The sequence below is a fragment of the Synechococcus sp. CS-1326 genome, assembly GCF_025128115.1.
GTDB lineage: Bacteria > Cyanobacteriota > Cyanobacteriia > PCC-6307 > Cyanobiaceae > Regnicoccus.
Genome location: NZ_JAHLYV010000035.1, coordinates 138,712 through 162,166, shown reverse-complemented (window position 1 = coordinate 162,166; position 23,455 = coordinate 138,712). Strand labels below are relative to the sequence as shown.

Sequence of the window (23,455 nt, the reverse complement as noted above, 5' to 3'; positions counted from 1 at the left end):
CTCAAATGATCATACGCCCAGTCAGGCCATGCTCCCCGCGATCACGACCCGGCTGAACGGGCTGAACTGGGGTGGCGGCAGCATGGGTTTCTAGGATCGACGGCTGCCCTGCATCGCCGGTCCGGCCGGTCCGCCCATGAGCTCCGCCCTGAAGGTCAAGACCAGTCCCCGTCCTGGCAGCCGGTTGGCCCTGGAAGTGGAGATTCCCGGCGGTCGCTCCCAGGCCAGCTACGAAGCGGCCGTGACGAAACTGAGCCGTAGCGTGCGCCTGCCCGGCTTCCGTCAGGGCAAGGTGCCCCGTCCGGTGCTGTTGCAGCAGATCGGCCCTCTGCGGATCCGGGCCACCGCCCTGGAAGATCTTGTCGACGGTGTCTGGCGCGACGCCCTCAAGCAGGAGGAGATCGCCGCCCTCAGCAATCCGGAGCTGAGCGAGGGCTTTGAAGCCCTGCTGGCAAGGTTCAGCCCTGGTGAGACGCTCACCGTCACCCTTGAGCTGGACATCCAGCCCACCCCCAGCCTCAGAACCACCAAGGGATTGGTGGCGCAGGCCGAAGCCATCCTGTTTGACCCTGCCCGGGTGGATGCGTTGATCGAGCAGTCACGCCGAGATCTCGCCGCCATGGTTCCAGTCGAGGGACGCCCTGCCGCCAGCGGCGATCTGGCGGTGGTGAGCTTCAGCGGTTCCTATGCCGACAACGGTGAGCCGATCCTCGGTGGCAGCGCCGACGATCTGGAGGTGGAACTGGAGGACGGCCGGATGATCCCAGGCTTCGTGGAGGGAATCCTCGGAATGGAGTCGGGCGAGACCCGCACCATTGCCTGCCAGTTCCCAGCCGATTACCCCCAGGAAGTCGCCCGGGGCAGGGAAGCCAGCTTCACGATCACCCTGAACGATCTCAAGGCCCGTGAACTGCCTGAGCTGGATGATGCCTTCGCGCAGCAGGCCAGCGAACTGCCGACCCTGGCCGAGATGCGAGCCGACCTTGAGCAGCGCCTGCGGGACGACACCGAGCGCCGCGCCCGCGCCGGCCGCCAGGACGCACTGCTGAAGGCGCTGGTCGAGGAGCTGGAGGTTGAGCTTCCCGAAACCCTGATTCAGCAGGAGATCCGGGCCCTGATCGAGCAGACCGCCAGTCAGGTGGCGCAGCAGGGCATGGACGTCAAGAGCCTCTTCACTCCAGAACTTGTCCGCAACCTGATCGACAGCTCACGGCCCGAGGCCGAACAGCGGCTCAAGCGCGGGTTCGCACTTCAGGCCCTGGCCAGCGCCGAACAGATCGCGGTGGAAGACGACGAAATTGAAGCCAAGCTCAAGGAAGTCCGCACCGGCCTGAGCAAGAACGAGAGCATCGATCCGACGCGCCTGCGCGGAGCTGTCGCGGAAGATCTCCTCCGCAACAAGCTGCTGAGCTGGCTGGAAACAAACAGCACCATCACCGAATCAGAGCCTGAACCGACCCAGGAGATCGAGGCCTCTCAGGCAGACGAGGTGCAGGCCGGGGCCAAGCCGACGGCGGCGGAGGCTGAGACAGCCATAGATTGAAATCCCTCTCCCCATACGAGTTGGCTGCGTGATCAACGCCGTTCGTCCCCATCCGATTCAGAACCGCTGGCAGGGCTGCCGTCCTGCCGCCATCCGCGACACCACTCCCCAGGCCGCCCCTGGGGTCCTGCCCACGGTGGTCGAGCAATCGGGGCGGGGTGAGCGGGCTTTCGACATCTACTCCCGTCTGCTTCGGGAGCGGATCATCTTCCTGGGCACCGGCATCGACGATGCGGTGGCCGATTCCCTGGTGGCCCAGCTGCTGTTCCTCGAAGCGGAAGATCCCGAAAAGGACATCCAGATCTACATCAATTCCCCAGGCGGCTCGGTCACCTCGGGGCTGGCCATCTACGACACGATGCAGCAGGTGGCTCCGGATGTGGTCACCATCTGCTACGGACTGGCGGCCAGCATGGGGGCCTTCCTGCTCACCGGTGGCGCCAAAGGCAAACGCCTGGCCCTGCCGAATGCGCGGATCATGATCCACCAGCCACTCGGGGGGGCCCAGGGCCAGGCCGTTGACATCGAGATCCAGGCCAGGGAAATCCTCTACCTCAAGGACACCCTGAATGGATTGATGGCGGAACACACGGGTCAGCCGCTGGCCAGGATTGCCGAGGACACTGACCGGGATTACTTTTTGTCTCCACCGGAAGCTGTGGCCTACGGGCTGATCGATCGGGTTTTCGACGACGCGACATCGCTCTGAACCCGAGCGTTTCGGCTCTTCACCTTCCCCTTTGCTCCGAAGCTCCCGCCTGATGGCCAAGTTCGACGCCCATCTGAAGTGCTCGTTCTGCGGCAAGTCCCAGGAGCAAGTGAGGAAGTTGATCGCCGGACCCGGCGTCTACATCTGCGACGAGTGCATCGACCTGTGCAACGAGATCCTCGATGAGGAGCTCGCTGAGGTTCAGGGCGGCGGCCGCTCCCAGGCCGACTCAACCCGCAAGGCCACCCCGAAGAAAAGCGGCAAACCCGCCCCCACCCTGGCCTCGATCCCCAAGCCTCCCCAGATCAAGGCCTTCCTCGACCAGCAGGTGGTGGGCCAGGAGGAGGCCAAGAAAGTGCTGGCCGTCGCCGTCTACAACCACTACAAGCGACTGGCCTGGCATGGAGATGGCAACGGGGAAACCGACCGGACCGCCACCCGGCTGCACAAGTCGAACATCCTCCTGATCGGCCCCACCGGCTGCGGCAAGACCCTCCTGGCCCAGACCCTGGCCGAACTGCTTGACGTACCCTTCGCCGTCGCCGACGCCACAACCCTCACCGAAGCAGGCTATGTGGGCGAAGACGTCGAGAACATTCTGCTGCGGCTGCTTCAGAAGGCCGACCTCGACGTGGAGCAGGCGCAGCGGGGCATCATCTACATCGACGAGATCGACAAGATCGCCCGCAAGAGCGAAAGCCCTTCGATCACCCGCGATGTTTCCGGAGAAGGGGTGCAGCAGGCCCTGCTCAAGATGCTGGAAGGCACCGTGGCCAACGTCCCCCCCCAGGGCGGACGCAAACACCCTTATCAAGACTGCATCCAGATCGACACCAGCCAGATCCTGTTCATCTGCGGGGGGGCCTTCGTCGGGCTCGACGACGTGGTGCAGAGACGGCTGGGGCGCAATTCGATCGGCTTTCTGCCCACCGACGGCCGCGGCCGCAGCCGCAAGGAGCATCAGGCCACCCACGTGCTGCGGCATCTGGAGCCGGAGGATCTGGTCCGCTACGGCCTGATTCCCGAATTCATCGGCCGTCTGCCGGTCAGTGCCGTGCTTGAACCCCTGGATGCCAGGGCGCTCCGGGCCATTCTCACCGAGCCGCGCGATGCCCTCGTCAAGCAGTTCCAGACGCTGTTGAGCATGGACAGCGTCCAGCTGGAGTTCGAACCCGAGGCGATCGAAGCGATCGCCCAGGAGGCCCATCGTCGCCGCACCGGTGCCCGGGCCCTGCGGGGCATTGTCGAGGAGCTGATGCTCGATCTGATGTACGAGTTGCCCACCAGCACCGATGTGACCACCTTCCTGGTCACCAGGGAGCTGGTGGAACAACGCAGCAAGGCCAAGGTGCTGACCCACCCCAGCGTGATCAGTCAGCAGGAGTCGGCCTGAGGCCGGAAGAAACCCCGCCATGGCAACCGCTGATCACCTGCAGGTGCCTCGCCAGCACGGCCTCTTCGACCATCACGGCATCGACCTGGGTGACGGAACCGTGGCCCATTACCTGGAAGGACGCCAGATCCTGCGCAGCCCGATCGATGTCTTCAGCCGCGGCGAAACAGTGGCTGTGGTTCCCTACGACTCCGCCGCCGTCTCAGCGCCAGGGGTGACGCTGCGGCGAGCGATGGGCCGACTCGGAGAACAGCGCTACAACCTCGTGTTCAACAATTGTGAGCACTTCGCGATCTGGTGCAAAACCGGTCACCACCGCAGCACCCAGGTGGAGGACTGGTTGCGCAACGGCAGCCTCGGCGCCCTTGCCGTGGGGCAGTTCATCCCGGCGGCTCTGCTGGTGGCCATCCGGCTGCTGCTGCGCCAGGGACTCAGCCTGGATCACGGCCGTGAGCTGGCCCAGCGGAGCCTGGAGCAGCTCGATGGGCTGCGACTGCGGCTGCAGCAACGCCTGGAGCAGGAGCTGGAGCAGGCGGAGCAGTGGTGGGCCGGGGACAAGGGCACCGACCAGCTCGGCAAGCTGCGCCTGCAGGCCCAGAGCCTGGCCGATCAGCTCGCCACGGTGGAGGAGCTGGAGGACCGGCTGGAGCGGCTGCTCAGTGAGGCCAAGCCCACCCGCGACGACCCGACACCATGAGTGAGGCTCCGGCCTACCAGCCCCTGCACCTCAAGTACCGTCCCCAGCGATTCGACCAGCTGGTGGGTCAGGAGGCGATCGCTGCCACCTTGAGCAATGCCCTGCTCCAGAACCGGATTGCGCCGGCCTATCTGTTCAGCGGTCCGCGGGGCACCGGCAAGACCTCCAGCGCCCGCATCCTGGCCCGGTCGCTGAACTGCGTCGACAGCGATCGACCCACAGCCCAGCCGTGTGGCGTCTGCGAGCTGTGCCGTTCGATCGCGGCCGGCAACGCCCTTGATGTGATCGAGATCGACGCGGCCTCCAACACCGGCGTCGACAACATCCGGGAGCTGATCGAGCGATCCCGCTTCGCGCCGGTGCAGGCGCGCTGGAAGGTGTACGTGATCGACGAGTGCCACATGCTCTCGACCGCCGCCTTCAATGCCCTGCTCAAGACCCTTGAAGAGCCGCCCCCCCGGGTGGTGTTCGTGCTGGCCACCACCGACCCCCAAAGGGTGCTGCCGACCATCCTTTCGCGCTGTCAGCGCTTCGACTTTCGCCGCATTCCCCAGGCGGCCATCGAAGGCCATCTGCGCTTCATCGCCACGGAAGAGCGGATCGAGATCAGCCAGGAGGCCCTGCAGATGGTGGCGCAACGGGCCCAGGGGGGGTTGCGGGACGCGGAAAGCCTGCTCGATCAGCTCAGCCTGCTTCCGCCCCCGATCGAGACGAGCGCGATCTGGGAGCTGCTGGGAGCGGTGCCGGAGCAGGAACTGCTGCACCTCGCAGCCGGACTGGCCTCCGGCGACCCGCTCGTGTTGATCGAAGCCTGCCGTCTGCTGCTGGATCGAGGGCGCGAGCCCTCCGCGGTGCTGCAGGGGCTGGCCTCCCTGCTCCGCGACCTCGTACTGGCCGCGGCCGCCCCGGGCCGGCTGGAGCTGAGCAGCCTCTCGCCCCAGTTCAGGCCAGAACTCCCGGAGCTGGCAGAGAGGCTCGGCAACGGGCGGTTGCTGCGCTGGCAAAGCCAGCTGCGGGGCAGCGAACAGCAGTTGCGCCACAGCATCCAGCCACGGCTCTGGCTCGAAGTGCTGCTGCTGGGGCTGCTCTCCGAGCCGGCCAGCAGTGGGACGGCCAGGAGTGGCATGGAATCCCCGCCAGGAAAGCCCGAGCGCCTTGAACCTGTCGCCGTGGCCGTGGCCAGGGAGGTGGAGGTCCGCAGTCCTGAAACTCCGCCACCCCCGGCCACGGGCACCCCGACCACGGCCACCCCGGCCGAACCTCCAGCCCAGAACCTGCCGGAGCTGTGGCAGCAGATTCTCTCCCTTCTGACACTGCCCTCCACCCGCATGCTGCTGTCCCAGCAAGCCTCCCTGGTACGCCTGGACGACCAGCGGGCCGTGGTGCGGGTCAGTGGAAACTGGATGCCGATGGTGCAGAGCCGCCAGCCGCTGCTGGAACAGGCCCTGCAGAGCGCCCTGGGAAGCCCACGCCAGCTGGTGCTGGAACCACAGGAAGCCTCCCCACAGCCACCTGAGCCGACCAGCCAGCCAGTCCCTGCAACGCGAGCGCCCCAGCCTGCCGCTCGACCCCAGCCCGTGCCCGTGCCGGCCGGTCCCCCGCCGGCTCCGTCATCGGAAGCAACGGCGTCTGGAGCGCCCCTGCCAGGGCAATCCCTGCCAAGGCAATCCCCGCCAGGCCAGCCACTGGCCGAGAAGGCCCAGCGGCTGGCCGAGTTCTTCAACGGCGAGGTGGTTGACCTGGAGGAGCCCGAGGCCGAGGCCGGCAGCTCGGAGAATTAGGTGGTCTGGGTGGAGAGATCGGAATCGGATGGGAGCTGACCGTCTTCGCCGTCCGCAGGCTGGTCGGGATGGCTCCCGAGATGAAGGGTCTTGGCCCAGACCAGCCGTTTCGGCATCACCGCCATGCGAACCGCCACGAGGGGAATAACCACGAGCCAGTGGGTGAAGTAGGTCATGGCCAGCAGAACACTGAACGGGTTCAGTGCCGGCAGGGGAGGGCCCTCGGATGGCCGGCGGCACCCGATCACCAGGGCTGCGGTGGTGAGGCTGATCGCCACGAAGGACAGGGGCCAGATCGCCGGCGACGTTCCACTCAGCAAGGCAGCGAACAGATCGAAGGCCGCGATCAGCGGCAAGGCGTATTGCAGGAAGAAGAAAACGGCGAGATCAACCCTCTGACGGCGGGAAAGCCGGGAAGAGATCAGGCCAGGCCCGTAATCGAAGAAGCGCTGCAGGCCGCCCTCGGCCCAGCGCTGCCGCTGCTTCCAGAGCGAGGCCAGGTTGAGAACGGCTTCCTCCTCCACCGGCGGATCCCAGAGCACGCCAACCGGATGCCCTGCCAGCAGGAGCCGGAAGCTGAGATCGAGGTCATCGGTCACGGTGGCCTCGTTGAACCCTCCACAGGCTTCCAGCACGTCACGGCGAAGCAGCTGACCATTGCCCCGTAATTCGCCGATGCCACCGGAGCGCACGCGGCCCTCCTGGATGCCCGCGTCCAGGGCCATCTCCATCGCCTGGGCCCTGGTGAGCAGATTTCGCTCCGTGTTGACCACAGCCTTGCGGAGCTGCACAGCTGACCAGCCTGCCGATTCCGCAAAGGGGACAAGGCGCTCGAGCAGATCAGCCTGGAGACCTGCGTCGGCATCAAGCACCAGCATCCAGCGACCCTGCAACTGCTCAAGAACAGCATTCAGCGCGCCGGATTTTCCCCCACCGGCTTCCCGGCTGCGCCGGATCACGGTCAGTTGAGGTGTTCGACCCTCCAATTCGGCGAGCAGCTCGGCTGTGCGGTCTTCACTGCCGTCGTCAATCACCCACAGCCGGATTCGGCCGGCGGGATAGCTGAGCTGGCCAACGCGCTCGACCAGGCGACCGATGACGGCCTCTTCATCCCGGGCGGCCACCACCACATCCACGAGCGGCCAGTCCCCAGCCTGACCGGAGAGCGTCTCGACAGCCTGCCCCGGCGCCGCGGCGGCTGGAGCAGGCTTGCCGGCAGGTCCGCTCCAGAGCGGCCGAAGCACCGTGCGCAACACATAGGTGGCGATCAGCAAGCTGAGGCTGAGGGCAGGCAGAAGGTTGCGGGGTGGATCAAGCCAGTGCGGAGCGACACCGACCCAACTGCAGAGGATCACGAACATGGCCGCTTTGCCGCGACGTCGGGCTGCTCCTGCCAAGGGTTGGGTCACACCGGCCACAACGCCCCCAGGCGCTGCTCGATCCCTTTCTGGTTCACTGTCTGGGGCACCTCCTTGTTCAACTTCCCGTTCAAGCGCATTGCTGCAACGGATCCCTTGAGCAGACTTCTCGCGACGCCGCATAGGCCATAGTCCAGGCACTCTAAAGGCGTCCCTCCAGGGAAGGGATGGTCTGCAGGTCGGTGCCAGGGTAGTAATGCTCGAGAATCCGCTCGAGGCTCCAGCCACGAGCGGCCAGATCGATCGCTCCTGCCTGGGAGAGACCGGCCCCATGGCCGAATCCGCCGCCCTGGAATCGCCACGACCCGGGGCGATCCGGCACCAGCTCGAACAGTGTGCTGGGGAGCTGGCGGAAGGTGCGCCGGATCGCGTCAAGCCGAAGCACCCGCTCCCCCGTGCTGCCCTGAATGGCCAGGGCCACCACGCGCCCACTCGGGCCGCGCTCCAGCACCTTCAGCCGCAGGGGAAGTCCCACACCGGCGCCGGCCCGGTCGAGATCGGCTCGAATCCGCTCAGCGCTCAGCAGGCGTTGCCAGCGAAAGCGCGGATGATCTGCGCCATAGGCCTGGCCTCCCTGGCTGAGCAACGTCGGCAGCAACGGGGCCGCCAACGGAACGGTGAAGCGCCTGGCAAAGCCGGCGGGCCCATCCGGGCGGGCCTGAAGGTAGGGCAGGGCCACGCCACTCCAGACCTCCTCGAATCCCGCCGAAATGCCGCCATTCGTGGCGTGATAGACGGCGTGAATCGGCTCACCCTTCCAGCTGAGCACCCGGCCCCGGGTGGCCTGGATCGCCCGGCTCACCGCTGCGCCGGCCTGGCGCGGGTCTGCGTAAACCTGGCACTGGGTGTCCGCGCAGAGGTGATAGCCATCGGTGGCGAAACGATGGCGGTTGCGCAAAGCCCAGGTCCGCGCCAGCACGGCCTGGGCGGCCAGGGCGGCCGCCGGAGAGGCGGCTCCGATTTCATGGGGAACCACCCCGAGCAGATAGCGCTCGATCGGCACCTGTTCAATCAGGCTCCAACCCCCGTAAGCATTGGGCTGGAGACGAAACGGCCCCTTGAAGACGCCGCCCTGCCAGCGCAGACCACCTGGAGCGGTGATCTGAACGGGCCCTTCGAGCAGGATCGGAGTCGATCCAGCCACGGGGGCCTCCAGGCCGAGCCGGCTGGTCATCAGCCGCTCGACCGTGCGGACCTGGAAACCTTTCGGGGGAGTCGCATCCACCGGAGCCCACACTTCCCAGTCGAGTGGGTAGGCGATCTGGGCTGCGATCCCGGCGGCCCGCCAGGTGTTGGCCGCCTGCTCGGCACTCTCAAAGCTGGCGAAAGGACCCAGCACGCTGCGCCGCAACGGCAACGGCTCCGCCAGGGGAACCTCCCGCCAGCGCAGACGAAGCCTGGTGCCGCTCTGTCGCCGCCCCGCCGCATCGACCAGGCTCAAGGAACCGGTCGCTGCCTCCAGCACCAGTGGTGGCGCCTGAGCCGCACCCCCCACCCCAGGTCCCAGCCGGGAGGCGAGGGCGATCCAGAGCACTGGGTCGTTGCTCTCAAGCGGGGGCGGCAGCTGGGTGGGCCAGTGCAGCGCCACCTGAGCGGGAACGGCGCGGCAACCCGGTGCGACCAGCAGCGTGGCGCCGATGGCAAGCAACGCCGGAGCGAGACGACCGGCCGAACTGGCGAGGGAAAAAGACAGGCGAAGCATCGATGCGAAGGGTGAGGATAGGGACCGGTTTGGTGGGGGAGTTGGCGGAAGGGACTTCCACGTCGTACTTTGATTGTTTGTGCCCGAGCGGACGAGATGCCGAAGCTCAAAACCCGCAGAGCTGCCGCAAAGCGGTTCAAACTGAGCGGAAGCGGCAAATTCATGCGCCGCCGCGCCTTCCTCAATCACCTGCTTGATCACAAGAGCCCGAAGCGCAAGCGCTATCTCGGCACGATGGCGGTTGTCGATGCACGCGATGTCGAGAACGTCAGGGGCATGCTCCCCTACGCCAACTGAGCTGCTCGCCTGAGCCTCACCCGCACCCACCCAACCCCCCGTCACTGATCCATGTCTCGCGTCAAGAGGGGCAACGTCGCCCGCAAACGCCGCATCAAGGTCCTGCGCCTCGCCCGCGGTTTCCAGGGGAGCGGCAGCAAGCTGTTTCGCACAGCCAACCAGCGGGTGATGAAAGCCCTCTGCAACGCCTACAGGGATCGTCGTCGTCGCAAGCGTGATTTCCGCCGCCTCTGGATCGCCCGGATCAACGCTGCTGCACGCCTCAACGGCCTGAGCTACAGCCGCCTGATCGGCGGCCTCAAAAAAGCCGACGTGCAGCTCAACCGCAAGATGCTGGCCCAGCTGGCCGTGGCCGACCCCGCCAGCTTCACCAGCGTGGTTGGCGTCGCCCATCCCTGAACTGACCCCCTGACGGGGAGGCCCGATGGATCTTCTCCTGCCCCAGGCCTACCTGATCGGACTGATCGTCCTGCTCGGTGCCGCTGCGCTCGTGATCGGCTTTCAGCTGGTTCGGGTACGACGCGATGAGGCGACCCTCTCCCGCCTGGAGAGTGAAGGCAAGACAGGGGTGCAGCAGGACCCGGCCGCTCTCTACGAGCTGGGCTCCGTGCAGTTACGCAAACGGCTCTATGCCCAGGCTGTGAACTCTCTCCAGCTGGCGCTGAAACGGTCGAGCGGTGAACCACAGGAAGCCCAGGCCCTGATCCAGAACGCCCTGGGGTTTTCCCTCGCGGCCCAGAACAATCACACGGCCGCGATCCGGCATTACAAGGCCGCCCTGCAGGCCAAGTCCGATTATCCCGTTGCCCTCAACAACCTCGGCTACGCCTTCGAGCGACTGAGCAAACCAGAAGAGGCCCGTCAGGCCTATGAGCAGGCCCTCAGCCTCGACCCAGGCAACAAAACCACCCAGAAACGGCTCAAACTGCTCGATCGCCGCAACCCGAGGCAACCTGAAGACAGCTCCGGTCCGGGCAAAGGAATGAAGCCCCAGGCCAAGACCAACGGAGCCTGATCACCAGAGTCCACGAATGGGCCCAGGGCCCTGGCCTGGAGAAACCGGTTTCGACTCGGCCATCGGCGCCAGCACCAGCCGTCCACCAAGATTGGTCAACCGCGGTGCGTTCCAGCCACTAAGACTCAAGCCCTGGAGGCCCAGAAAATCTCCGCCGGGCTCCAGACCGGAGCTGAGATCGTTGATCAGGGGCAGCAATTCGAACTGATCCGATTTGGCGTTGAGATTCCCCTGCACAGGGGTGGTGACCGATCCGATCGTCATCACGCCTCGCAGATCCACGACCTGGCCGATCGGCTTGAGAGCATCGAGCCGCAGCTCCACCGGGACCGCCGTTGCGGAACCGAAGGCCTGGTAACTGCCTCTCCAGAGCCGGGGGAGCTGATCGGCCAGCAACTGAGCCCGGACGATGGGATCAAAGGTCTCCACCGGACCGAAGTCCGTCTGGAACGATTCGACCGTGGCGGGATCCGGCAAGCGGAAAGGCACCATCCCACCGACGGGAACCGGAGTGGCCGCCAACAGCAGCGGAAGCACGAAGTCCACAGCGATCACCATCCTTTTCGCAAGGTTAGGCCGCTGCTGAGCCCTAAGCTTGCGAGCCATTTCCTTCTCTCGCAGCCGTGGCCGCAGCTGAACCGGCCGAAGCGGATGCCCTGCTGATCGGTGGGAAGCGCTTCGGCAGCCGCCTGATGACCGGCACCGGCAAGTATCCCGATCTCGCCACCATGCAGGCCAGCCTGGCCGCCAGCCGCTGCGAGATCGTCACCGTGGCGGTGCGGCGCGTTCAGGCCGCCGCCGCCGGCCACGCTGGGTTGATCGAGGCCATCGACTGGAGCACGATCTGGATGCTGCCGAACACCGCCGGCTGCGCCACCGCAGAGGAGGCGGTCAGGGTGGCGCGGCTGGGCCGGGAACTGGCCAAACTGGCCGGCCAGGAGGAGAACAGCTTCGTGAAGCTTGAGGTGATCCCCGACAGCCGCCATCTGCTTCCCGATCCGTTCGGCACCCTGGAGGCGGCCGAACAGCTGGTGGCCGAGGGGTTCACCGTCCTGCCTTACATCAATGCCGATCCACTGCTCGCCAAACGCCTGGAGGAGGCGGGCTGCGCCACCGTGATGCCGCTGGGCTCGCCGATCGGTTCCGGCCAGGGCATCCGCAACGCCGCCAACATCGCCTTGATCATCGAGAACGCTCGGGTTCCGGTGGTGGTGGATGCCGGCATCGGGGTGCCCAGCGAGGCCGCCCAGGCCATGGAGATAGGGGCTGACGCCGTGCTGATCAACAGCGCCATCGCCCTGGCCGGTGATCCCGCCGCCATGGCGGAAGCCATGGCCCTGGCCACCGAGGCCGGCAGGATCGCCTGGCGGGCTGGGCGGTTGCCGATGCGGCCGCAGGCCAGTCCCAGCTCCCCCCGCCAGGGGCTGGTGGGTCAGGTCGGCACGGCTTCTTCGTGAACTTCCCGCAAGGCAACCCTGGGATCTCGGCCTCAGCCGATAGCGTTTCTGGCTCTCCGCCTCGTCTCCAGAATGTCGGTCACCCGGGAAGACGGCGGCAGGTTGAACGCCTTTGCCAAGGAACCACCGATCCTGTTGGTCGAATCCGGCGGATCGATCGGCAGGGCCAGTCTGGTGCTGCTGATCGGCGGGGCAGCCCTGGTGCTGGGGATGGTGGCGGTGGCCGTCCGGATCAGCTGAGGCGCCTGGAGCCGAGAGGAGCCGCCGGATGCCTGTAGTAGCTTGCCAGCAGGGAGCATTCGCTCGTTCGGCAGGAGTTCAGACGTGAAGGTTCTCGTTCTCGGTGGCGATGGCTTCTGCGGCTGGCCCTGCGCCGTGAATCTGGCCGATGGCGGTCACGATGTGGTGATCGTCGACAACTTCAGCCGCCGCAAGATCGACATCGATCTGGGCGTGGAATCCCTGACTCCGATCGCCAACCTGCCGGATCGGCTGAGGGCCTGGGCGGAAACGGGGGGCAACCCGATCCGCTTCGTGCATCTGGATATTGCTCAGCAGTACCAGAGCCTGCTCGAACTGCTGCGCCTGGAGCAACCTGGGGCCGTCGTTCATTTCGCCGAACAGCGGGCTGCTCCCTATTCGATGAAGAGCAGCGCCACCAAACGCTACACCGTTGACAACAACGTCAATGGCACCCATAACCTTCTCTGCGCCATCGTCGAGAGTGGGCTCGATGTGCACATCGTCCACCTCGGCACGATGGGGGTCTATGGCTACGGCTCCCACCGCGGCGCCACCATTCCCGAGGGATATCTGACCGTCGAGGTTCCCCAGCCCGATGGAACCCGCTTCCGCGAGAAAATCCTGCACCCCACCGATCCTGGCAGCGTCTATCACATGACCAAGACGCTCGACCAGTTGCTGTTCTTCTACTACAACAAGAACGACAGCATTCGCGTCACCGATCTCCACCAGGGGATCGTCTGGGGAACCAATACCGACCTCACCGATCGGGACCCCCGCCTTGTCAACCGCTTCGACTACGACGGCGATTACGGCACGGTGCTCAACCGCTTTCTGATGCAGGCTGCAATCGGCTACCCGCTCACCGTGCACGGCACCGGGGGCCAGACCCGTGCCTTCATCCACATCCGCGACTCGGTGAAATGCGTTGAACTGGCCATCGCCAATCCGCCTGGCTCCGGCGAGAAAGTCCGCATCTACAACCAGATGACCGAAAGCCACAAAGTCAAGGACCTGGCCGAAAAGGTGGCTGCGGTGACCGGAGCCAAAGTGAGTCATCTGCCCAATCCCCGCAAGGAGGCGATCGAAAATGATCTGATCGTTGATAACCGCTGCCTGATCGAACTGGGTCTCAAGCCCACCACCCTTGATGACGGGCTGCTGGCCGAAGTGGTGGATGTGGCCCGCCGTTGGGCCGACCGCTGTGATCGCGCCCGGATCCCCTGCGTCTCCGCCTGGACATCGTCCCAGGCTCAGGCCGTCAAGGCGACGGCCTGAGCCTGGCTCCCACTCCGAGTTCGCCCCCCCTGGAGCAGCGCCCCCCTTGAAGATCGTTTTTTTCACCGAAACCTTCCTGCCCAAGGTGGACGGGATCGTGACCCGGCTCACCAAGACGGTGGAGCATCTGGTGGCGGCAGGTGACCAGGTGCTGGTGTTCTGCCCGGAGGGAGCACCGCAGCTCTACATGGGAGCCAGGGTGATTGGGGTGCCGGCGATGCCCCTGCCGCTTTATCCCGAACTGAAGCTTGCTCTGCCGAGGCCCTCCGTCGCCGAAGCCCTGGAGGCTTTCGCGCCCGATCTGGTCCATGTGGTCAATCCCGCCGTGCTGGGTCTGGGCGGCATCTGGCTGGCCAAGTCACGCCAGATTCCCCTGGTGGCCAGCTATCACACCCATCTGCCGAAGTATCTGGAGCACTACGGCATGGGCATGCTGGAGCCCCTGCTCTGGGAACTGCTCAAAGCCGCGCACAACCAGGCCGATCTCAATCTCTGCACCTCCACCGCCATGGTGGAGGAACTCAGCCAGCGGGGCATCCAGCACACGGCCCTGTGGCAGCGGGGGGTAGACACCGAACTGTTCCGCCCCGACCTGCGCAATCCAGCCATGCGCCGCACCCTGATGGGGGGGCGTGACGACAGCCAACGTCTGCTGCTCTACGTGGGCCGGCTTTCAGCCGAAAAGCAGATCGAGCGCATCCGTCCCGTGCTCGATGCCTTGCCCGGCGCCCAACTCGCCTTGGTGGGGGATGGCCCCCATCGCCCCCAGCTGGAGCAGGTGTTCGCCGGCAGTGCCACCACCTTCGTGGGCTACCTGGCCGGAGAAGAGCTGGCCAGCGCCTACGCCAGCGCCGATGCCTTCCTGTTCCCCTCCAGCACCGAAACCCTCGGCCTCGTTTTGCTGGAGGCGATGGCGGCGGGCTGCCCGGTGGTCGGCGCCAACCGCGGCGGCATCCCTGACATCGTCACCGACGGGGTGAACGGTTGCCTGTACGACCCCGACGATTCCACCAGCCTGACGGCAGCGACCGAACGGCTGCTGGCCAGCCCGGAGCGCCGTGAACAATTGCGCCAGGCCGCCCGCCAGGAAGCGGAGCGCTGGGGCTGGACAGGCGCCACGGCCCAGTTGCGCTCCTACTACGACAAGGTGGCCAGGCCCAGACTTCAATTGGTCGGCTGAGCACCTCGAAACCAGGTGGTCATCAGAGCCTTCACCATCGGGGCCGCCACCGTGCCGCCGTAACCGCCACTGTTTTCCCCGAAGGCGATGATCACCAGATTTGGTTTTTCAGCCGGGGCATAACCACCGAACCAGGCATGATCCTGGCGAGGCGGATCCTCGGCAGTACCGGTCTTGCCTGCCACAGGCGGCAGACCGGGAATGTTCAGCAGGGTGGCGGTGCCCTGGGTGACGACCTCCCGCAGACCCTGGCGCAACACCGCCAAGGTGGAGGGCTTCAAGCCCAGCCACTGCCTGGACATGGGCCGGTCCACCAGGTGGGGGGTCACCAGCCAGCCGCCATTGGCGATCGCGGCATAGAGCCGCGCCATCTGCAACGGTGTGACGGCAACGGCGCCCTGGCCGATCGACGAGGTGATCGTGTCCACCGATGTCCAGTCTTCCTTGAGGGTTCGACGCTTCCAGTCCCGATCGCCCAACAGCCCCGGACTCTCCTCCTCGTTGAGCTCGATGCCGGTGGGACTGCCGAAGCCAAGCCGCCGGGACGCCTTGAAGAGCTCCGTCGCCCCCACCTTCAGACCGAGCCGATAAAAGAAGCTGTTGCTGCTCACAGCCAGGGCCTTGGCAAAGCCGATGCTGCCGAAACTGCCGTGATCGGCATAACACTGGCCGTCGTAACAGAAGGAACTGGAGGTCGGGATGGTGGAGCCGGGCTCGTAGCGACCTGACTCAAGGCCGGCCAGGCTGCTGATCACCTTGAAGGTGCTGGCCGGTGGAAACGCCTGAAGGGCACGATCCAGCATCGGTGCCTCGGGTCGGTTGAGCTCATTCCACTGAGCCGTCGTCGGCCCGGCCGAAAACACATTGGGGTCGAAATTCGGGCGGCTTGCCATCGCCAGGATGGCGCCGGTCTGGGGATCCATCGCCACGATCGCCCCCTTCCGCACCCCATCGAGGGCCCGCTCCGCAGCCCGCTGCAACTCCAGGTCGATGGTGAGGCGCAGATCCCTGCCAGCCCGCGCCTGTTTGTCCCCAAGCACGCGCTGAACCTCTCCCGCCGCATTCACCTCCAGCTGCTGGCCACCCCATTCGCCGCGCAGGTGGCCCTCGAACACCCGCTCCAGGCCACTGCGGCCGATGCGGTCCTGAACCCGGTAACCACTGCTTTCAAGACGGTTGTACTCCTCTTCGTTGATGCTGCTGGTGTAGCCGAGCACGTGGGCGGCGAGCCGACCCTGGGGATAGGAGCGCAGGTAATCCACATCCACATCGATGCCGTCGAAGCCGGCGGCCTGTTCCTTGAAGCGGAGCACCTGCACGCTGCTGAGCGGGCCGGCCAGAGCGATGCGGTAGCCGTCCCCCTGGCCACCGCTCCGCCGCCTGCTCTCCAGCTGGCTGACGGGCACGCCCAGCACGTCGGCAAGCCGGCCGCGCAGCTGCTGCCAGCGCTCATCCGTCACCACCAGGGGGCGCAGATAGAGGTTGTAGGTGATGCGGTTGGTGGCCAGCACCTCCCCATGGCGATCCAGCAATCGACCCCGCATCGGGTGGCGAGGCACCAGGCGAATCCGGTTCTGATCTGCCAGCACCCTGTTCTCGGTGCCATGAACCAGTTGCAGCCAGGCCAGCCGTGCCCCCATCGCCGCCGCGACCAGCAGGACCAGACCCAGCAACCAGGCGGGCTGGTGGCGCATGCCAGCCTGACGGGACTGACCGAGCAGCAGACCGCTCCCCATCGCGATCAGGCCTCGAGCCTGCGCTGGAGCTCAGCAAGCCGATCAGCGATCCGGATCAGGGCGCCGTTGAGGGCATCCCCCTCCGCCTCGGCGTCAGCCTGGGGGTCCGATCCGCCCCCACTGGCCACCACCGCCTCGCTGGTTGGAATGTCACGCACCTCCACCTTCATCACCGGGTTGCCCAGGCCCGGCTGGATCTGATCCAGGCTTTCCCGGACGGCCCGGGCGGCCGGGTCCCCCTCCTGCCTGAGCTGGCCCAGGGGGTCATCCGAGCCGGTGAACGCTTCCACCACCTGGCGAGGCCCACCGCGGCGGACCCGCTCGACAACGGCCATGCCGACCGGAAGGATGTCCTGCATCAGCGAGAGCCTGAGGGCATCGAGGGGATCAGCAGCCATGGCGAGGGAAACGGAGCGCGGCAGGGTGGTTCTGATCCCACCGGCCTGGATGACCAGTCTGCCTGCCTTGAGCCTCCTCCTGTTCAGAACGTGCGCTGAATGCCTGGCTCCACAAGCCCAGGACGGCAGAACTGGCGGGATCCCAGCCAGGAACCGGCCAGCACCGCCAGGACCACCAGGGTGGTGAGGGGAAGAAGCGCCTGTCGGGTGACATCCAGGCTGAGCCATTCGCCCCAGCCGCGCAACCAGCGCTCCCGATCGAAACGGCGCCGCTCCTTCTGCTCACTCTTGAGCCGTCGCCCCAGGGCCTTCTCCACCCAGCGCTCGAAGGAACGCTTCTTGGTGACGGCCATCTTCCGTTCCACCTCGAGCAGATGGCCGGCGCTCAGATCAGGGTTGAAGGTGCTGATCAGCTCCAGGCTCTTGAGGAACATTTCCACGGCCCCGTCCTTGATCTGCCGCTCCTGGTCCGACAGCTCGTCCCAGAGCAACTCGGGATAGAAGCGCGTGCGATTGGCCTGGATCTGTTCTTCCTGGAGCTGGCCGGGCTCCCTCAGCCAGCGGTCGGTGTTCGCGTCAAAGCGTCGCCAGTAGAGGAAGGGATTAAGGAAAATTGTCTTGGCGCCAAGCTGGATGCTGTCCTGTTGAAGACGGCGCTGCAGCTGGGGATCCGGCTGGGTGGCGACGGTCACGGGGGTCAGGCTGGTGCCCGATGGTATCGAAGCCAGGCCGGCGCCACCAGCCTGGGCGCAGGACAAGGTTCACTCCCACTCGATCGTGCCGGGAGGCTTGCTGGTGATGTCCAGCACCACCCGGTTCACCCCCTTCACTTCATTGACGATCCGGTTGGAGATCCGCTCCAGCAAGTCATAGGGGAGCCGCGACCAGTCAGCGGTCATGCCATCTTCGCTGGAGACGCAGCGCAGCACGATCGGATAGGCATAGGTGCGCTTGTCGCCCATCACCCCGACACTGCGCACCGGCAGCAGCACGGCGAAGGCCTGCCAGATCTCGTGGTACAGGCCTGCCTCCTGCACCTCCTCACGCACGATGAGATCGGCGTCCCGCAGGATGTTGAGTTTTTCGGCACTCACTTCACCAAGAATGCGGATCGCCAGGCCGGGTCCTGGGAAGGGGTGACGACGGACGATCTCCTCGGGCAGGCCCAGGTTGCGACCCACCTTGCGCACCTCATCCTTGAACAGGCGCCGCAGCGGCTCCACCAACTTGAACTGGAGGTCCTTGGGCAAACCACCGACATTGTGGTGGCTCTTGATCTTCACTGCCACCCGTTCGCCGGTGCTCGGGTCTGGCCCGGTTCCCGCGGATTCGATCACATCCGGGTAGAGCGTCCCCTGGGCGAGGAAGTCGAAGGGTCCGAGCCGCTTGCTCTCTTCTTCGAACACCCGGATGAATTCGGTGCCGATGATCTTGCGTTTCTCCTCAGGATCAGCAATACCGGTGAGTTTTTCAAGGAAGCGATCGCGGGCATGGATGTATTCCACATGGATGTGAAACTTGCGATCAAAGAAATCCATGAGGAACTCAGGCTCTCCCTTTCGCATGAATCCCTGATCGATGAACATGCAGGTGAGCCGATCCCCGATGGCCTTGTGAAGCAGAAACGCGAGAGTGGATGAATCAACGCCGCCGGACAGCGCCAGCAGCACCCGTTTGTCACCAACCCTGGCCCGGACATCCGCCAGGGCCTCATCAATGAAGGCATCGGTGGTCCAGTCAGGCTTGCAACCGCAGATCCCGTAGACGAAGTTGCGGATCAGCGCCATGCCGCCGCTGGAGTGGACCACCTCCGGGTGAAACTGAACGCCATAGAGATGGCGTCGGTGATCGGCGATGGCGGCTTCGGGAGTGTTGGCGGTGTGGGCCAGCGTGGCGAATCCTGCCGGCAGTGCTGCTACGGAATCCCCATGGCTCATCCACATGGTGGAGCCGTCCTCCACCTGGCTGAGCAGAGCGATCGGATCGTCGACGAACAGGGGTGCCTTGCCGTACTCGCCCCGACCGGCCGCTTCCACCACCCCACCCAGCTGCTGAACCATCAGCTGCATGCCGTAGCAGACCCCGAGGATGGGAATTCCCAGATCCCAGAGGGCGGGATCACAGACCGGCGCGCCCTCGGCGTAGACGGAACTGGGGCCACCACTGAGGATGATTCCCTGGGGTGCGATCCGGCGAAGATCGGCGGCGCTGGTGTTGTACGCCATCACCAGGGAGTACACCTCGGTTTCCCGCACGCGACGGGCGATCAACTCGGAATACTGGGAGCCGAAGTCAAGGATGACGATGGCGGGCTGGCGTTTGGATTCCGGCTGTTCGCAGGATGAAGAAGCTTGCGACATACGACCGTTGCGGCGGTCAGGCCCTTTCAAGTCACCCTAAAGGGTGCCTGAAAGCCGCCAGCAGCGCCCTTCCCTCCACCCCACAGGCGCGCAGCTGGCGAGAGCGATCGAACAGCACTGCGCCGATCCGCATCGGCCAGGGGCCGTAACGGGAGAGATAGGCCTGGCTGCGCCGCTCGATCGTGTCAGCCAGGCGCTGCTCCAGCCGCGCCGCCAGGCCGGCATCGAGGCCGGCCAGAGCCGCCAGGGCCGCCTCCACCGTCGCCGCCGCATGCAGCCGCTCAAGCGGCTCGCCGGTCAGCCCCTCCAGGGCCGCCAGGCTGGTGAGAATCTCCGCCCTGCCATCGGCAAGGTGGTGGTGGGTGTGGAAAATGCCACCGGCCAGCTTGATCAGCTTGCCGTGATAGCCGAACAGGATCAGGCGTTGAACCCCCACTTCGGCGGCCGCCACCAGCACCGGCCCCAGCCAGTTGCCGGCCTTGAGCAGCCGTTCCGCCGGCAGCCCCAGCTGCGGCGCAAGATCCAGCCCGTTCTCGCCGATCACCACCACCAGATCTCCATCGAAACCGGGCTGGGCGGCTCGCTGGCGCAGTTCTGCCAGGCAGGCCTCCAGCTGATCGGGAGCCGCGCTGCGCTGCACAGTGGCCTGGGTGCCGATCAGGGCCAGGCCTTCCACCACGCCAAAGGCGGCATTGCTGGTGCGCTCTGCCAGCCGTCTGCCTTCGGGAAAGATGATCCGCAACCGCAACCCCTGGCCGGCGGGCCAGAGCGGACGCAGGTTGGCTTCGAGCAGCTCACGGGCATAGGTGGACAGGCAGAGGGCCGCCGTGTCCGCATGGATTCCGACCCCTTCACCGGCCTCGAGCTTCAGCCAGTCGCCGCCGGGATCGGCAGGCTGATCCATGGCCAGCTGCCAGGAACTCGCCACCACCCAGACCGCCAGGCCACGGGTGAGATCCAGTCCCTCGCCGGGCTGGCAACGGCTGATGCCCAGGGCCGCGCCTCCTCCCAGCCGGGCTGCCCCCTCCACCGGCACGGGTTGCCGGCCCGCTGGGGCCAGCAACTGCAACAGGGGCGCCGGCTCGACCGGCTTCCCCGCCCCGGCCGGTTCCTCAACCAGGACCTGCACCGCCGCCCGCGCCGCCGCCGCCACCCAGACCGGCAAGGTGTAACCGGTGCTGTTCATTGGGGCAGGGCGACATCCGGTTGGGCCAGAAGGCCCTTTTTTATGCTGGGTGATCGCGCTGCCGCGCTTTCACCCTCCAACCACCCACCATGCAGGACAAGCTCACCCTGATGATCCCCGGCCCCACCCCGGTGCCGGAGACTGTCCTGCTGGCGATGAGCCGCCACCCGATCGGCCATCGCAGCGCCGAATTTCAGGCGATCGTCAAACGCACCACCGCCCAGCTGAAGTGGCTGCATCAGACCGAATCGGATGTGCTGGCCCTCACCGGCAGCGGTACCGCCGCGATGGAGGCCGGCATCATCAACGTGCTGAGCCGGGGCGACAGGGTGCTCTGCGGGGACAACGGCAAATTCGGTGAGCGCTGGGTGAAGGTGGCGAAGGCCTATGGCCTTGAGGTGGAGGTGATCCGGGCCGAATGGGGGCAGCCACTGGATCCGGAGGCCTTCCGCAACGCCCTCGAAGCCGACACGGACAAGACAATCAGGGCCGTGATCCTCACCCATTCGGAAACCTCCACGGGAGTGATCAACGACCTGGAGGCGATCGCCGGCCATGTTCAAGCCCATGGCCAGGCCCTGATCGTGGCTGACTGCGTCACCAGCCTTGGAGCCTGCAACGTTCCCATGGACGCCTGGGGACTGGATGTGGTGGGCTCCGGCTCCCAGAAGGGATACATGATGCCTCCCGGCCTCGGCTTCCTGGCGATGAGCGAGCGGGCCTGGAAGGCCCAGGAACGCTCGGACCTGCCGAAGTTCTATCTGAATCTGGCCACCTACCGGAAAGCCGCAGCCAAGGACAGCAACCCCTTCACCCCGCCGGTGAACCTCTACTTCGCCCTGGAGGCGGCGCTGGAGATGATGCAGAAGGAGGGGCTGGAGTCGATCTTCGCTCGCCATGCCCGCCATCGCCGCGCTGCCCAGGCGGGCATGAAGGCGATCGGCCTGGGGCTCTATGCCGCCGAGGGCCATGGCAGTCCTTCGATCACGGCCGTGGCTCCTGAAGGAATCGACGCGGAAGTGCTGCGCAAAGCCGTGAAGGAGCGGTTCGACATCCTTCTGGCTGGAGGCCAGGATCACCTGAAAGGCAAGGTGTTCCGGATCGGTCACCTCGGTTTCGTCTGCGACCGTGATGTCCTCACCGCCGTGGCGGCGATCGAGGTCACCCTTCAGGCTCTCGGTGTTTCAGCGGGGGAAGTGGGCGCCGGAGTGGCCGCCGCAGGAGCGGAACTGGCCCGCGGATAGGGGCCAGCTGGGGGCAGACGGTTTGCTAGTTTGTGCTGATGCGGGTGTAATTCAGTGGTAGAATGTCAGCTTCCCAAGCTGAACGTCGCCGGTTCGAATCCGGTCACCCGCTTTCAGCACACGATCTCAAGCCGCTCTGTTTCCTTCTTGAGATTCGATTAAAGTTTGACCGAAAGAGATGTTGTTGGTTCGATCGGAAACTGAAAGGGATCTGATTTTCTGATTGAACTGAAGGTTTGAGCTTGATCGTTCAGCTTTTGAACAGGTGAATCATGGCCTCAGGGGCGTGGCTTGATCAGCTGAAGCACCTGGGGACCGAGTGTGTTGGCACGCCGTTCACAATCGAGTGCCTTGAGAATGCCTCGAGCGGCTCGGGGCAGGTCACCGAGGGCAGCGGCCGCAGCTGCTTCAGTCTCGTGAAGACGGAGTTCCGTGAGCAGAACAGCACGCTGATCCCGATAAAATGGATCAGCTTTGGCCGGCGTATTCTTGGTTTGAAGTTGAAGTGAAAGCAAAATAAGCAGTCAGCAAGGCAATGTGCCCATTGATAGCTTAACTCCCGATGGAATCAAGTGCCGGGCTCTTCACCGTCATCACCGAGGGCAGCAATCTCGGAGCGAAGCTGATCAACCTTGTACTGATCGCCTCTGGCCACCGCAACGGCCAGGGAGAATTCAAGTTTTTCAAGTTGGTGACCGCCCTCGAAGAAACCGGAACTGGTTTTGCGGACCGAGCTGAATGGGTGGCCTTCCGCGCCGGTCGTCTTGGGCAGAGGGCAGGCGGGATAGGTGTTCGCCATGGTTGCATTTCTTTTCATTCTGTCATCCCTCCCGGGTTTGGTGCGACACATCAGGGTCAGAAACAGGGTCAGGCGGCGTTGGAAAAGGATTCGCGCTGAGGGTCGAACTCCCGGAACTCGGAAGCTTGCGGCACCACTGGCTCCTCCAGGAGCAGCCGGCAATCGCGCAGCAGCACTTCCACGTGGGCGAGGGCTTCGAGTTCGGCCGGCTCGGGGGATTGACGACGATCCATGGCCATTTCCAGGGCGCCCAGGCGCTGCTCCATCCGCACGAGCCGATGGGAGAGCGCGCTGACCGTCTCAGCGAGGTCTTCGGCATTGCGAGTGATCCGGAAGGAAACCGATTCAGGTGACATCTCAACGGAGCAGTAAGGCTGATGACAACACAGATCGAGCCCAGACTCAAGCCATCTCCCAAACTGCCTGGACCCTCCCGACAGCTCCGACCATGCCATCGACCGTCAGTTTGGGGCTCTACATCCTGGGGGGCCTGGTCGGAGGCCTGCTGGCCCTGCGCACGGGAATCCCAGCCGCTCCTCTGGCCGGGGCCCTGCTGGGGGCTGGTCTGATCAGCATGAGCGGGCGCTTTGAAGCGGCCCAATGGCCTGCGGGCACACGCACCTTGCTGGAGATCGCCATCGGCACGGTGATCGGCACCACGCTCACCAACAGAGCATTGCTGGAGCTGCGTCAGCTCTGGCGACCCGCCATCGTGATCACCCTGACTCTGGTGGCCACCGGTCTGCTCGTCGGGCTGCTGTGCAGCCGATGGCTGGGGGTCGATCCCGTCATCATGCTGCTGGGGGCTGCTCCCGGCGGCATCAGCGGCATGAGCCTGGTGGGCGCCGAGTTCGGGGTCGGGGCCGCCGTGGCCGCTCTCCATGCGGTGCGACTGATCACCGTGCTGCTGGTCCTGCCGGTCACGGTGCGCCTGGTGGTCTCAGCCACAGCTGGTCACGCCTCCAACTGAGTCCGGTCGCGGTCAAGCTCGACAGCCGCAGAGCGACCGATACGTTGGG

At 65.5% G+C, this 23,455-nt stretch carries 25 protein-coding genes and 1 tRNA gene; 17 read left to right on the top strand and 9 right to left on the bottom strand.

Annotated features, from left to right (window positions below; translation table 11 throughout):
* Window positions 1–136: 136 nt before the first annotated feature.
* The 5 genes from tig to KQ307_RS14645 are packed head-to-tail and all read left to right on the top strand — an operon-like array spanning window position 137 to window position 6,123.
* Complete coding sequence (gene tig / locus KQ307_RS14665; RefSeq protein ID WP_259728387.1) at window positions 137–1,543, top strand: trigger factor; 1,407 nt, start codon at window positions 137–139, stop codon at window positions 1,541–1,543.
* 28 nt (window positions 1,544–1,571) lie between these two features.
* The gene (gene clpP, locus KQ307_RS14660; protein WP_259702578.1) at window positions 1,572–2,252 is read left to right on the top strand and encodes an ATP-dependent Clp endopeptidase proteolytic subunit ClpP; all 681 of its coding nucleotides are present in this window, start codon (window positions 1,572–1,574) and stop codon (window positions 2,250–2,252) included.
* Between the two features lie 52 nt (window positions 2,253–2,304).
* Entirely contained in the window at window positions 2,305–3,645 is a 1,341-nt protein-coding gene (clpX, locus tag KQ307_RS14655; RefSeq protein WP_259728386.1) for an ATP-dependent protease ATP-binding subunit ClpX, read from the top strand.
* A gap of 19 nt (window positions 3,646–3,664) precedes the next feature.
* Entirely contained in the window at window positions 3,665–4,342 is a 678-nt protein-coding gene (locus tag KQ307_RS14650) for a lecithin retinol acyltransferase family protein (RefSeq protein WP_259702580.1), read from the top strand.
* Window positions 4,339–6,123, top strand: coding sequence for a DNA polymerase III subunit gamma/tau (locus tag KQ307_RS14645; RefSeq protein ID WP_259728385.1), 1,785 nt, complete (start codon window positions 4,339–4,341; stop codon window positions 6,121–6,123). The genes KQ307_RS14650 and KQ307_RS14645 overlap by 4 nt, the downstream gene beginning before the upstream one ends.
* Here the strand turns inward: KQ307_RS14645 and KQ307_RS14640 are convergent.
* Window positions 6,120–7,532 carry a glycosyltransferase gene (locus KQ307_RS14640; RefSeq protein ID WP_399242223.1) on the bottom strand — a complete coding sequence of 471 codons (1,413 nt, stop codon included), beginning with the start codon at window positions 7,530–7,532 and terminating at the stop codon, window positions 6,120–6,122. The genes KQ307_RS14645 and KQ307_RS14640 overlap by 4 nt on opposite strands.
* 151 nt (window positions 7,533–7,683) lie before the next feature.
* A complete protein-coding gene (locus KQ307_RS14635; protein ID WP_259728384.1) occupies window positions 7,684–9,243 on the bottom strand; it encodes a SpoIID/LytB domain-containing protein in 1,560 nt (519 codons plus the stop codon).
* A 96-nt stretch (window positions 9,244–9,339) separates the two neighbouring features.
* Here KQ307_RS14635 and rpmI point away from each other — a divergent pair, with 96 nt between their 5' ends.
* Genes rpmI through KQ307_RS14620 form a run of 3 tightly spaced genes read left to right on the top strand, consistent with a single transcriptional unit; the run spans window position 9,340 to window position 10,555 of the window.
* Window positions 9,340–9,540 (top strand): 50S ribosomal protein L35, encoded by a 201-nt coding sequence (gene rpmI / locus KQ307_RS14630; protein WP_259702583.1) that lies wholly within the window; start codon window positions 9,340–9,342, stop codon window positions 9,538–9,540.
* Window positions 9,541–9,591: 51 nt separating this feature from the next.
* Window positions 9,592–9,939, top strand: a complete 348-nt coding sequence (gene rplT, locus KQ307_RS14625; RefSeq protein ID WP_259728383.1) for a 50S ribosomal protein L20 — start codon at window positions 9,592–9,594, stop codon at window positions 9,937–9,939.
* Window positions 9,940–9,964: 25 nt separating this feature from the next.
* Complete coding sequence (locus KQ307_RS14620) at window positions 9,965–10,555, top strand: tetratricopeptide repeat protein (protein ID WP_259702585.1); 591 nt, start codon at window positions 9,965–9,967, stop codon at window positions 10,553–10,555.
* Here KQ307_RS14620 and KQ307_RS14615 read toward each other — a convergent pair whose 3' ends face one another.
* Complete coding sequence (locus tag KQ307_RS14615; RefSeq protein ID WP_259702586.1) at window positions 10,556–11,113, bottom strand: hypothetical protein; 558 nt, start codon at window positions 11,111–11,113, stop codon at window positions 10,556–10,558.
* 65 nt (window positions 11,114–11,178) lie between these two features.
* Here KQ307_RS14615 and KQ307_RS14610 point away from each other — a divergent pair, with 65 nt between their 5' ends.
* From KQ307_RS14610 to KQ307_RS14595, 4 genes are all read left to right on the top strand, one after another.
* Window positions 11,179–12,012: a thiazole synthase gene (locus tag KQ307_RS14610; protein WP_311133762.1), complete on the top strand. Its 834-nt coding sequence runs from the start codon at window positions 11,179–11,181 to the stop codon at window positions 12,010–12,012.
* 72 nt (window positions 12,013–12,084) lie between these two features.
* Entirely contained in the window at window positions 12,085–12,252 is a 168-nt protein-coding gene (psb34, locus tag KQ307_RS14605; RefSeq protein WP_259702587.1) for a photosystem II assembly protein Psb34, read from the top strand.
* 84 nt (window positions 12,253–12,336) lie between these two features.
* Window positions 12,337–13,533: an NAD-dependent epimerase/dehydratase family protein gene (locus KQ307_RS14600; RefSeq protein WP_259702588.1), complete on the top strand. Its 1,197-nt coding sequence runs from the start codon at window positions 12,337–12,339 to the stop codon at window positions 13,531–13,533.
* Window positions 13,534–13,579: 46 nt separating this feature from the next.
* Window positions 13,580–14,713 carry a glycosyltransferase family 1 protein gene (locus tag KQ307_RS14595; protein WP_259702589.1) on the top strand — a complete coding sequence of 378 codons (1,134 nt, stop codon included), beginning with the start codon at window positions 13,580–13,582 and terminating at the stop codon, window positions 14,711–14,713.
* Here the strand turns inward: KQ307_RS14595 and mrdA are convergent.
* From mrdA to cbiD, 5 genes are all read right to left on the bottom strand, one after another.
* Entirely contained in the window at window positions 14,698–16,449 is a 1,752-nt protein-coding gene (mrdA, locus tag KQ307_RS14590) for a penicillin-binding protein 2 (protein ID WP_259702590.1), read from the bottom strand. The two genes, KQ307_RS14595 and mrdA, sit on opposite strands and share 16 nt — an antisense overlap.
* 5 nt (window positions 16,450–16,454) lie before the next feature.
* On the bottom strand, window positions 16,455–16,847 hold the full coding sequence (locus tag KQ307_RS14585; RefSeq protein ID WP_259702591.1) for a hypothetical protein: 393 nt from the start codon (window positions 16,845–16,847) through the stop codon (window positions 16,455–16,457).
* Between the two features lie 83 nt (window positions 16,848–16,930).
* Window positions 16,931–17,539, bottom strand: a complete 609-nt coding sequence (locus tag KQ307_RS14580) for a hypothetical protein (RefSeq protein WP_259702592.1) — start codon at window positions 17,537–17,539, stop codon at window positions 16,931–16,933.
* Window positions 17,540–17,608: 69 nt separating this feature from the next.
* Entirely contained in the window at window positions 17,609–19,207 is a 1,599-nt protein-coding gene (gene guaA / locus KQ307_RS14575; protein WP_259702593.1) for a glutamine-hydrolyzing GMP synthase, read from the bottom strand.
* 31 nt (window positions 19,208–19,238) lie between these two features.
* Window positions 19,239–20,393, bottom strand: a complete 1,155-nt coding sequence (gene cbiD, locus KQ307_RS14570; protein WP_259728382.1) for a cobalt-precorrin-5B (C(1))-methyltransferase CbiD — start codon at window positions 20,391–20,393, stop codon at window positions 19,239–19,241.
* Window positions 20,394–20,482: 89 nt separating this feature from the next.
* Here cbiD and KQ307_RS14565 point away from each other — a divergent pair, with 89 nt between their 5' ends.
* From KQ307_RS14565 to KQ307_RS14825, 4 genes are all read left to right on the top strand, one after another.
* Window positions 20,483–21,637, top strand: coding sequence for an alanine--glyoxylate aminotransferase family protein (locus tag KQ307_RS14565; protein WP_259728381.1), 1,155 nt, complete (start codon window positions 20,483–20,485; stop codon window positions 21,635–21,637).
* 40 nt (window positions 21,638–21,677) lie between these two features.
* A tRNA-Gly gene (locus KQ307_RS14560) sits at window positions 21,678–21,749 on the top strand.
* Window positions 21,750–21,909: 160 nt separating this feature from the next.
* On the top strand, window positions 21,910–22,146 hold the full coding sequence (locus KQ307_RS14555; protein ID WP_259728412.1) for a hypothetical protein: 237 nt from the start codon (window positions 21,910–21,912) through the stop codon (window positions 22,144–22,146).
* A 53-nt stretch (window positions 22,147–22,199) separates the two neighbouring features.
* Entirely contained in the window at window positions 22,200–22,535 is a 336-nt protein-coding gene (locus KQ307_RS14825; protein WP_311133761.1) for a hypothetical protein, read from the top strand.
* On the opposite strand, the gene KQ307_RS14545 is transcribed toward KQ307_RS14825, so the two are convergent.
* A complete protein-coding gene (locus KQ307_RS14545) occupies window positions 22,505–22,792 on the bottom strand; it encodes a hypothetical protein (RefSeq protein ID WP_259702596.1) in 288 nt (95 codons plus the stop codon). The genes KQ307_RS14825 and KQ307_RS14545 overlap by 31 nt on opposite strands.
* A gap of 53 nt (window positions 22,793–22,845) precedes the next feature.
* On the opposite strand from KQ307_RS14545, the gene KQ307_RS14540 reads away from it, so the two are divergent.
* Window positions 22,846–23,406: an AbrB family transcriptional regulator gene (locus KQ307_RS14540; protein WP_259728409.1), complete on the top strand. Its 561-nt coding sequence runs from the start codon at window positions 22,846–22,848 to the stop codon at window positions 23,404–23,406.
* The last annotated feature ends 49 nt before the right edge of the window (window positions 23,407–23,455 follow it).

What these genes read in the sequence shown, in the direction of transcription:
- KQ307_RS14635 (WP_259728384.1), bottom strand. Translation starts at nt 9,243, where the DNA reads ATGCTTCGCCTGTCTTTTTCCCTCGCCAGTTCGGCCGGTCGTCTCGCT.
- KQ307_RS14650 (WP_259702580.1), top strand. Translation starts at nt 3,665, where the DNA reads ATGGCAACCGCTGATCACCTGCAGGTGCCTCGCCAGCACGGCCTCTTC.
- tig (WP_259728387.1), top strand. Translation starts at nt 137, where the DNA reads ATGAGCTCCGCCCTGAAGGTCAAGACCAGTCCCCGTCCTGGCAGCCGG.
- guaA (WP_259702593.1), bottom strand. Translation starts at nt 19,207, where the DNA reads ATGTCGCAAGCTTCTTCATCCTGCGAACAGCCGGAATCCAAACGCCAG.
- psb34 (WP_259702587.1), top strand. Translation starts at nt 12,085, where the DNA reads ATGTCGGTCACCCGGGAAGACGGCGGCAGGTTGAACGCCTTTGCCAAG.
- KQ307_RS14825 (WP_311133761.1), top strand. Translation starts at nt 22,200, where the DNA reads ATGGAATCAAGTGCCGGGCTCTTCACCGTCATCACCGAGGGCAGCAAT.
- rplT (WP_259728383.1), top strand. Translation starts at nt 9,592, where the DNA reads ATGTCTCGCGTCAAGAGGGGCAACGTCGCCCGCAAACGCCGCATCAAG.
- KQ307_RS14555 (WP_259728412.1), top strand. Translation starts at nt 21,910, where the DNA reads ATGGCCTCAGGGGCGTGGCTTGATCAGCTGAAGCACCTGGGGACCGAG.
- KQ307_RS14645 (WP_259728385.1), top strand. Translation starts at nt 4,339, where the DNA reads ATGAGTGAGGCTCCGGCCTACCAGCCCCTGCACCTCAAGTACCGTCCC.
- cbiD (WP_259728382.1), bottom strand. Translation starts at nt 20,393, where the DNA reads ATGAACAGCACCGGTTACACCTTGCCGGTCTGGGTGGCGGCGGCGGCG.
- mrdA (WP_259702590.1), bottom strand. Translation starts at nt 16,449, where the DNA reads ATGGGGAGCGGTCTGCTGCTCGGTCAGTCCCGTCAGGCTGGCATGCGC.
- KQ307_RS14585 (WP_259702591.1), bottom strand. Translation starts at nt 16,847, where the DNA reads ATGGCTGCTGATCCCCTCGATGCCCTCAGGCTCTCGCTGATGCAGGAC.
- KQ307_RS14565 (WP_259728381.1), top strand. Translation starts at nt 20,483, where the DNA reads ATGCAGGACAAGCTCACCCTGATGATCCCCGGCCCCACCCCGGTGCCG.
- rpmI (WP_259702583.1), top strand. Translation starts at nt 9,340, where the DNA reads ATGCCGAAGCTCAAAACCCGCAGAGCTGCCGCAAAGCGGTTCAAACTG.
- clpX (WP_259728386.1), top strand. Translation starts at nt 2,305, where the DNA reads ATGGCCAAGTTCGACGCCCATCTGAAGTGCTCGTTCTGCGGCAAGTCC.
- KQ307_RS14545 (WP_259702596.1), bottom strand. Translation starts at nt 22,792, where the DNA reads ATGTCACCTGAATCGGTTTCCTTCCGGATCACTCGCAATGCCGAAGAC.
- KQ307_RS14620 (WP_259702585.1), top strand. Translation starts at nt 9,965, where the DNA reads ATGGATCTTCTCCTGCCCCAGGCCTACCTGATCGGACTGATCGTCCTG.
- KQ307_RS14615 (WP_259702586.1), bottom strand. Translation starts at nt 11,113, where the DNA reads ATGGTGATCGCTGTGGACTTCGTGCTTCCGCTGCTGTTGGCGGCCACT.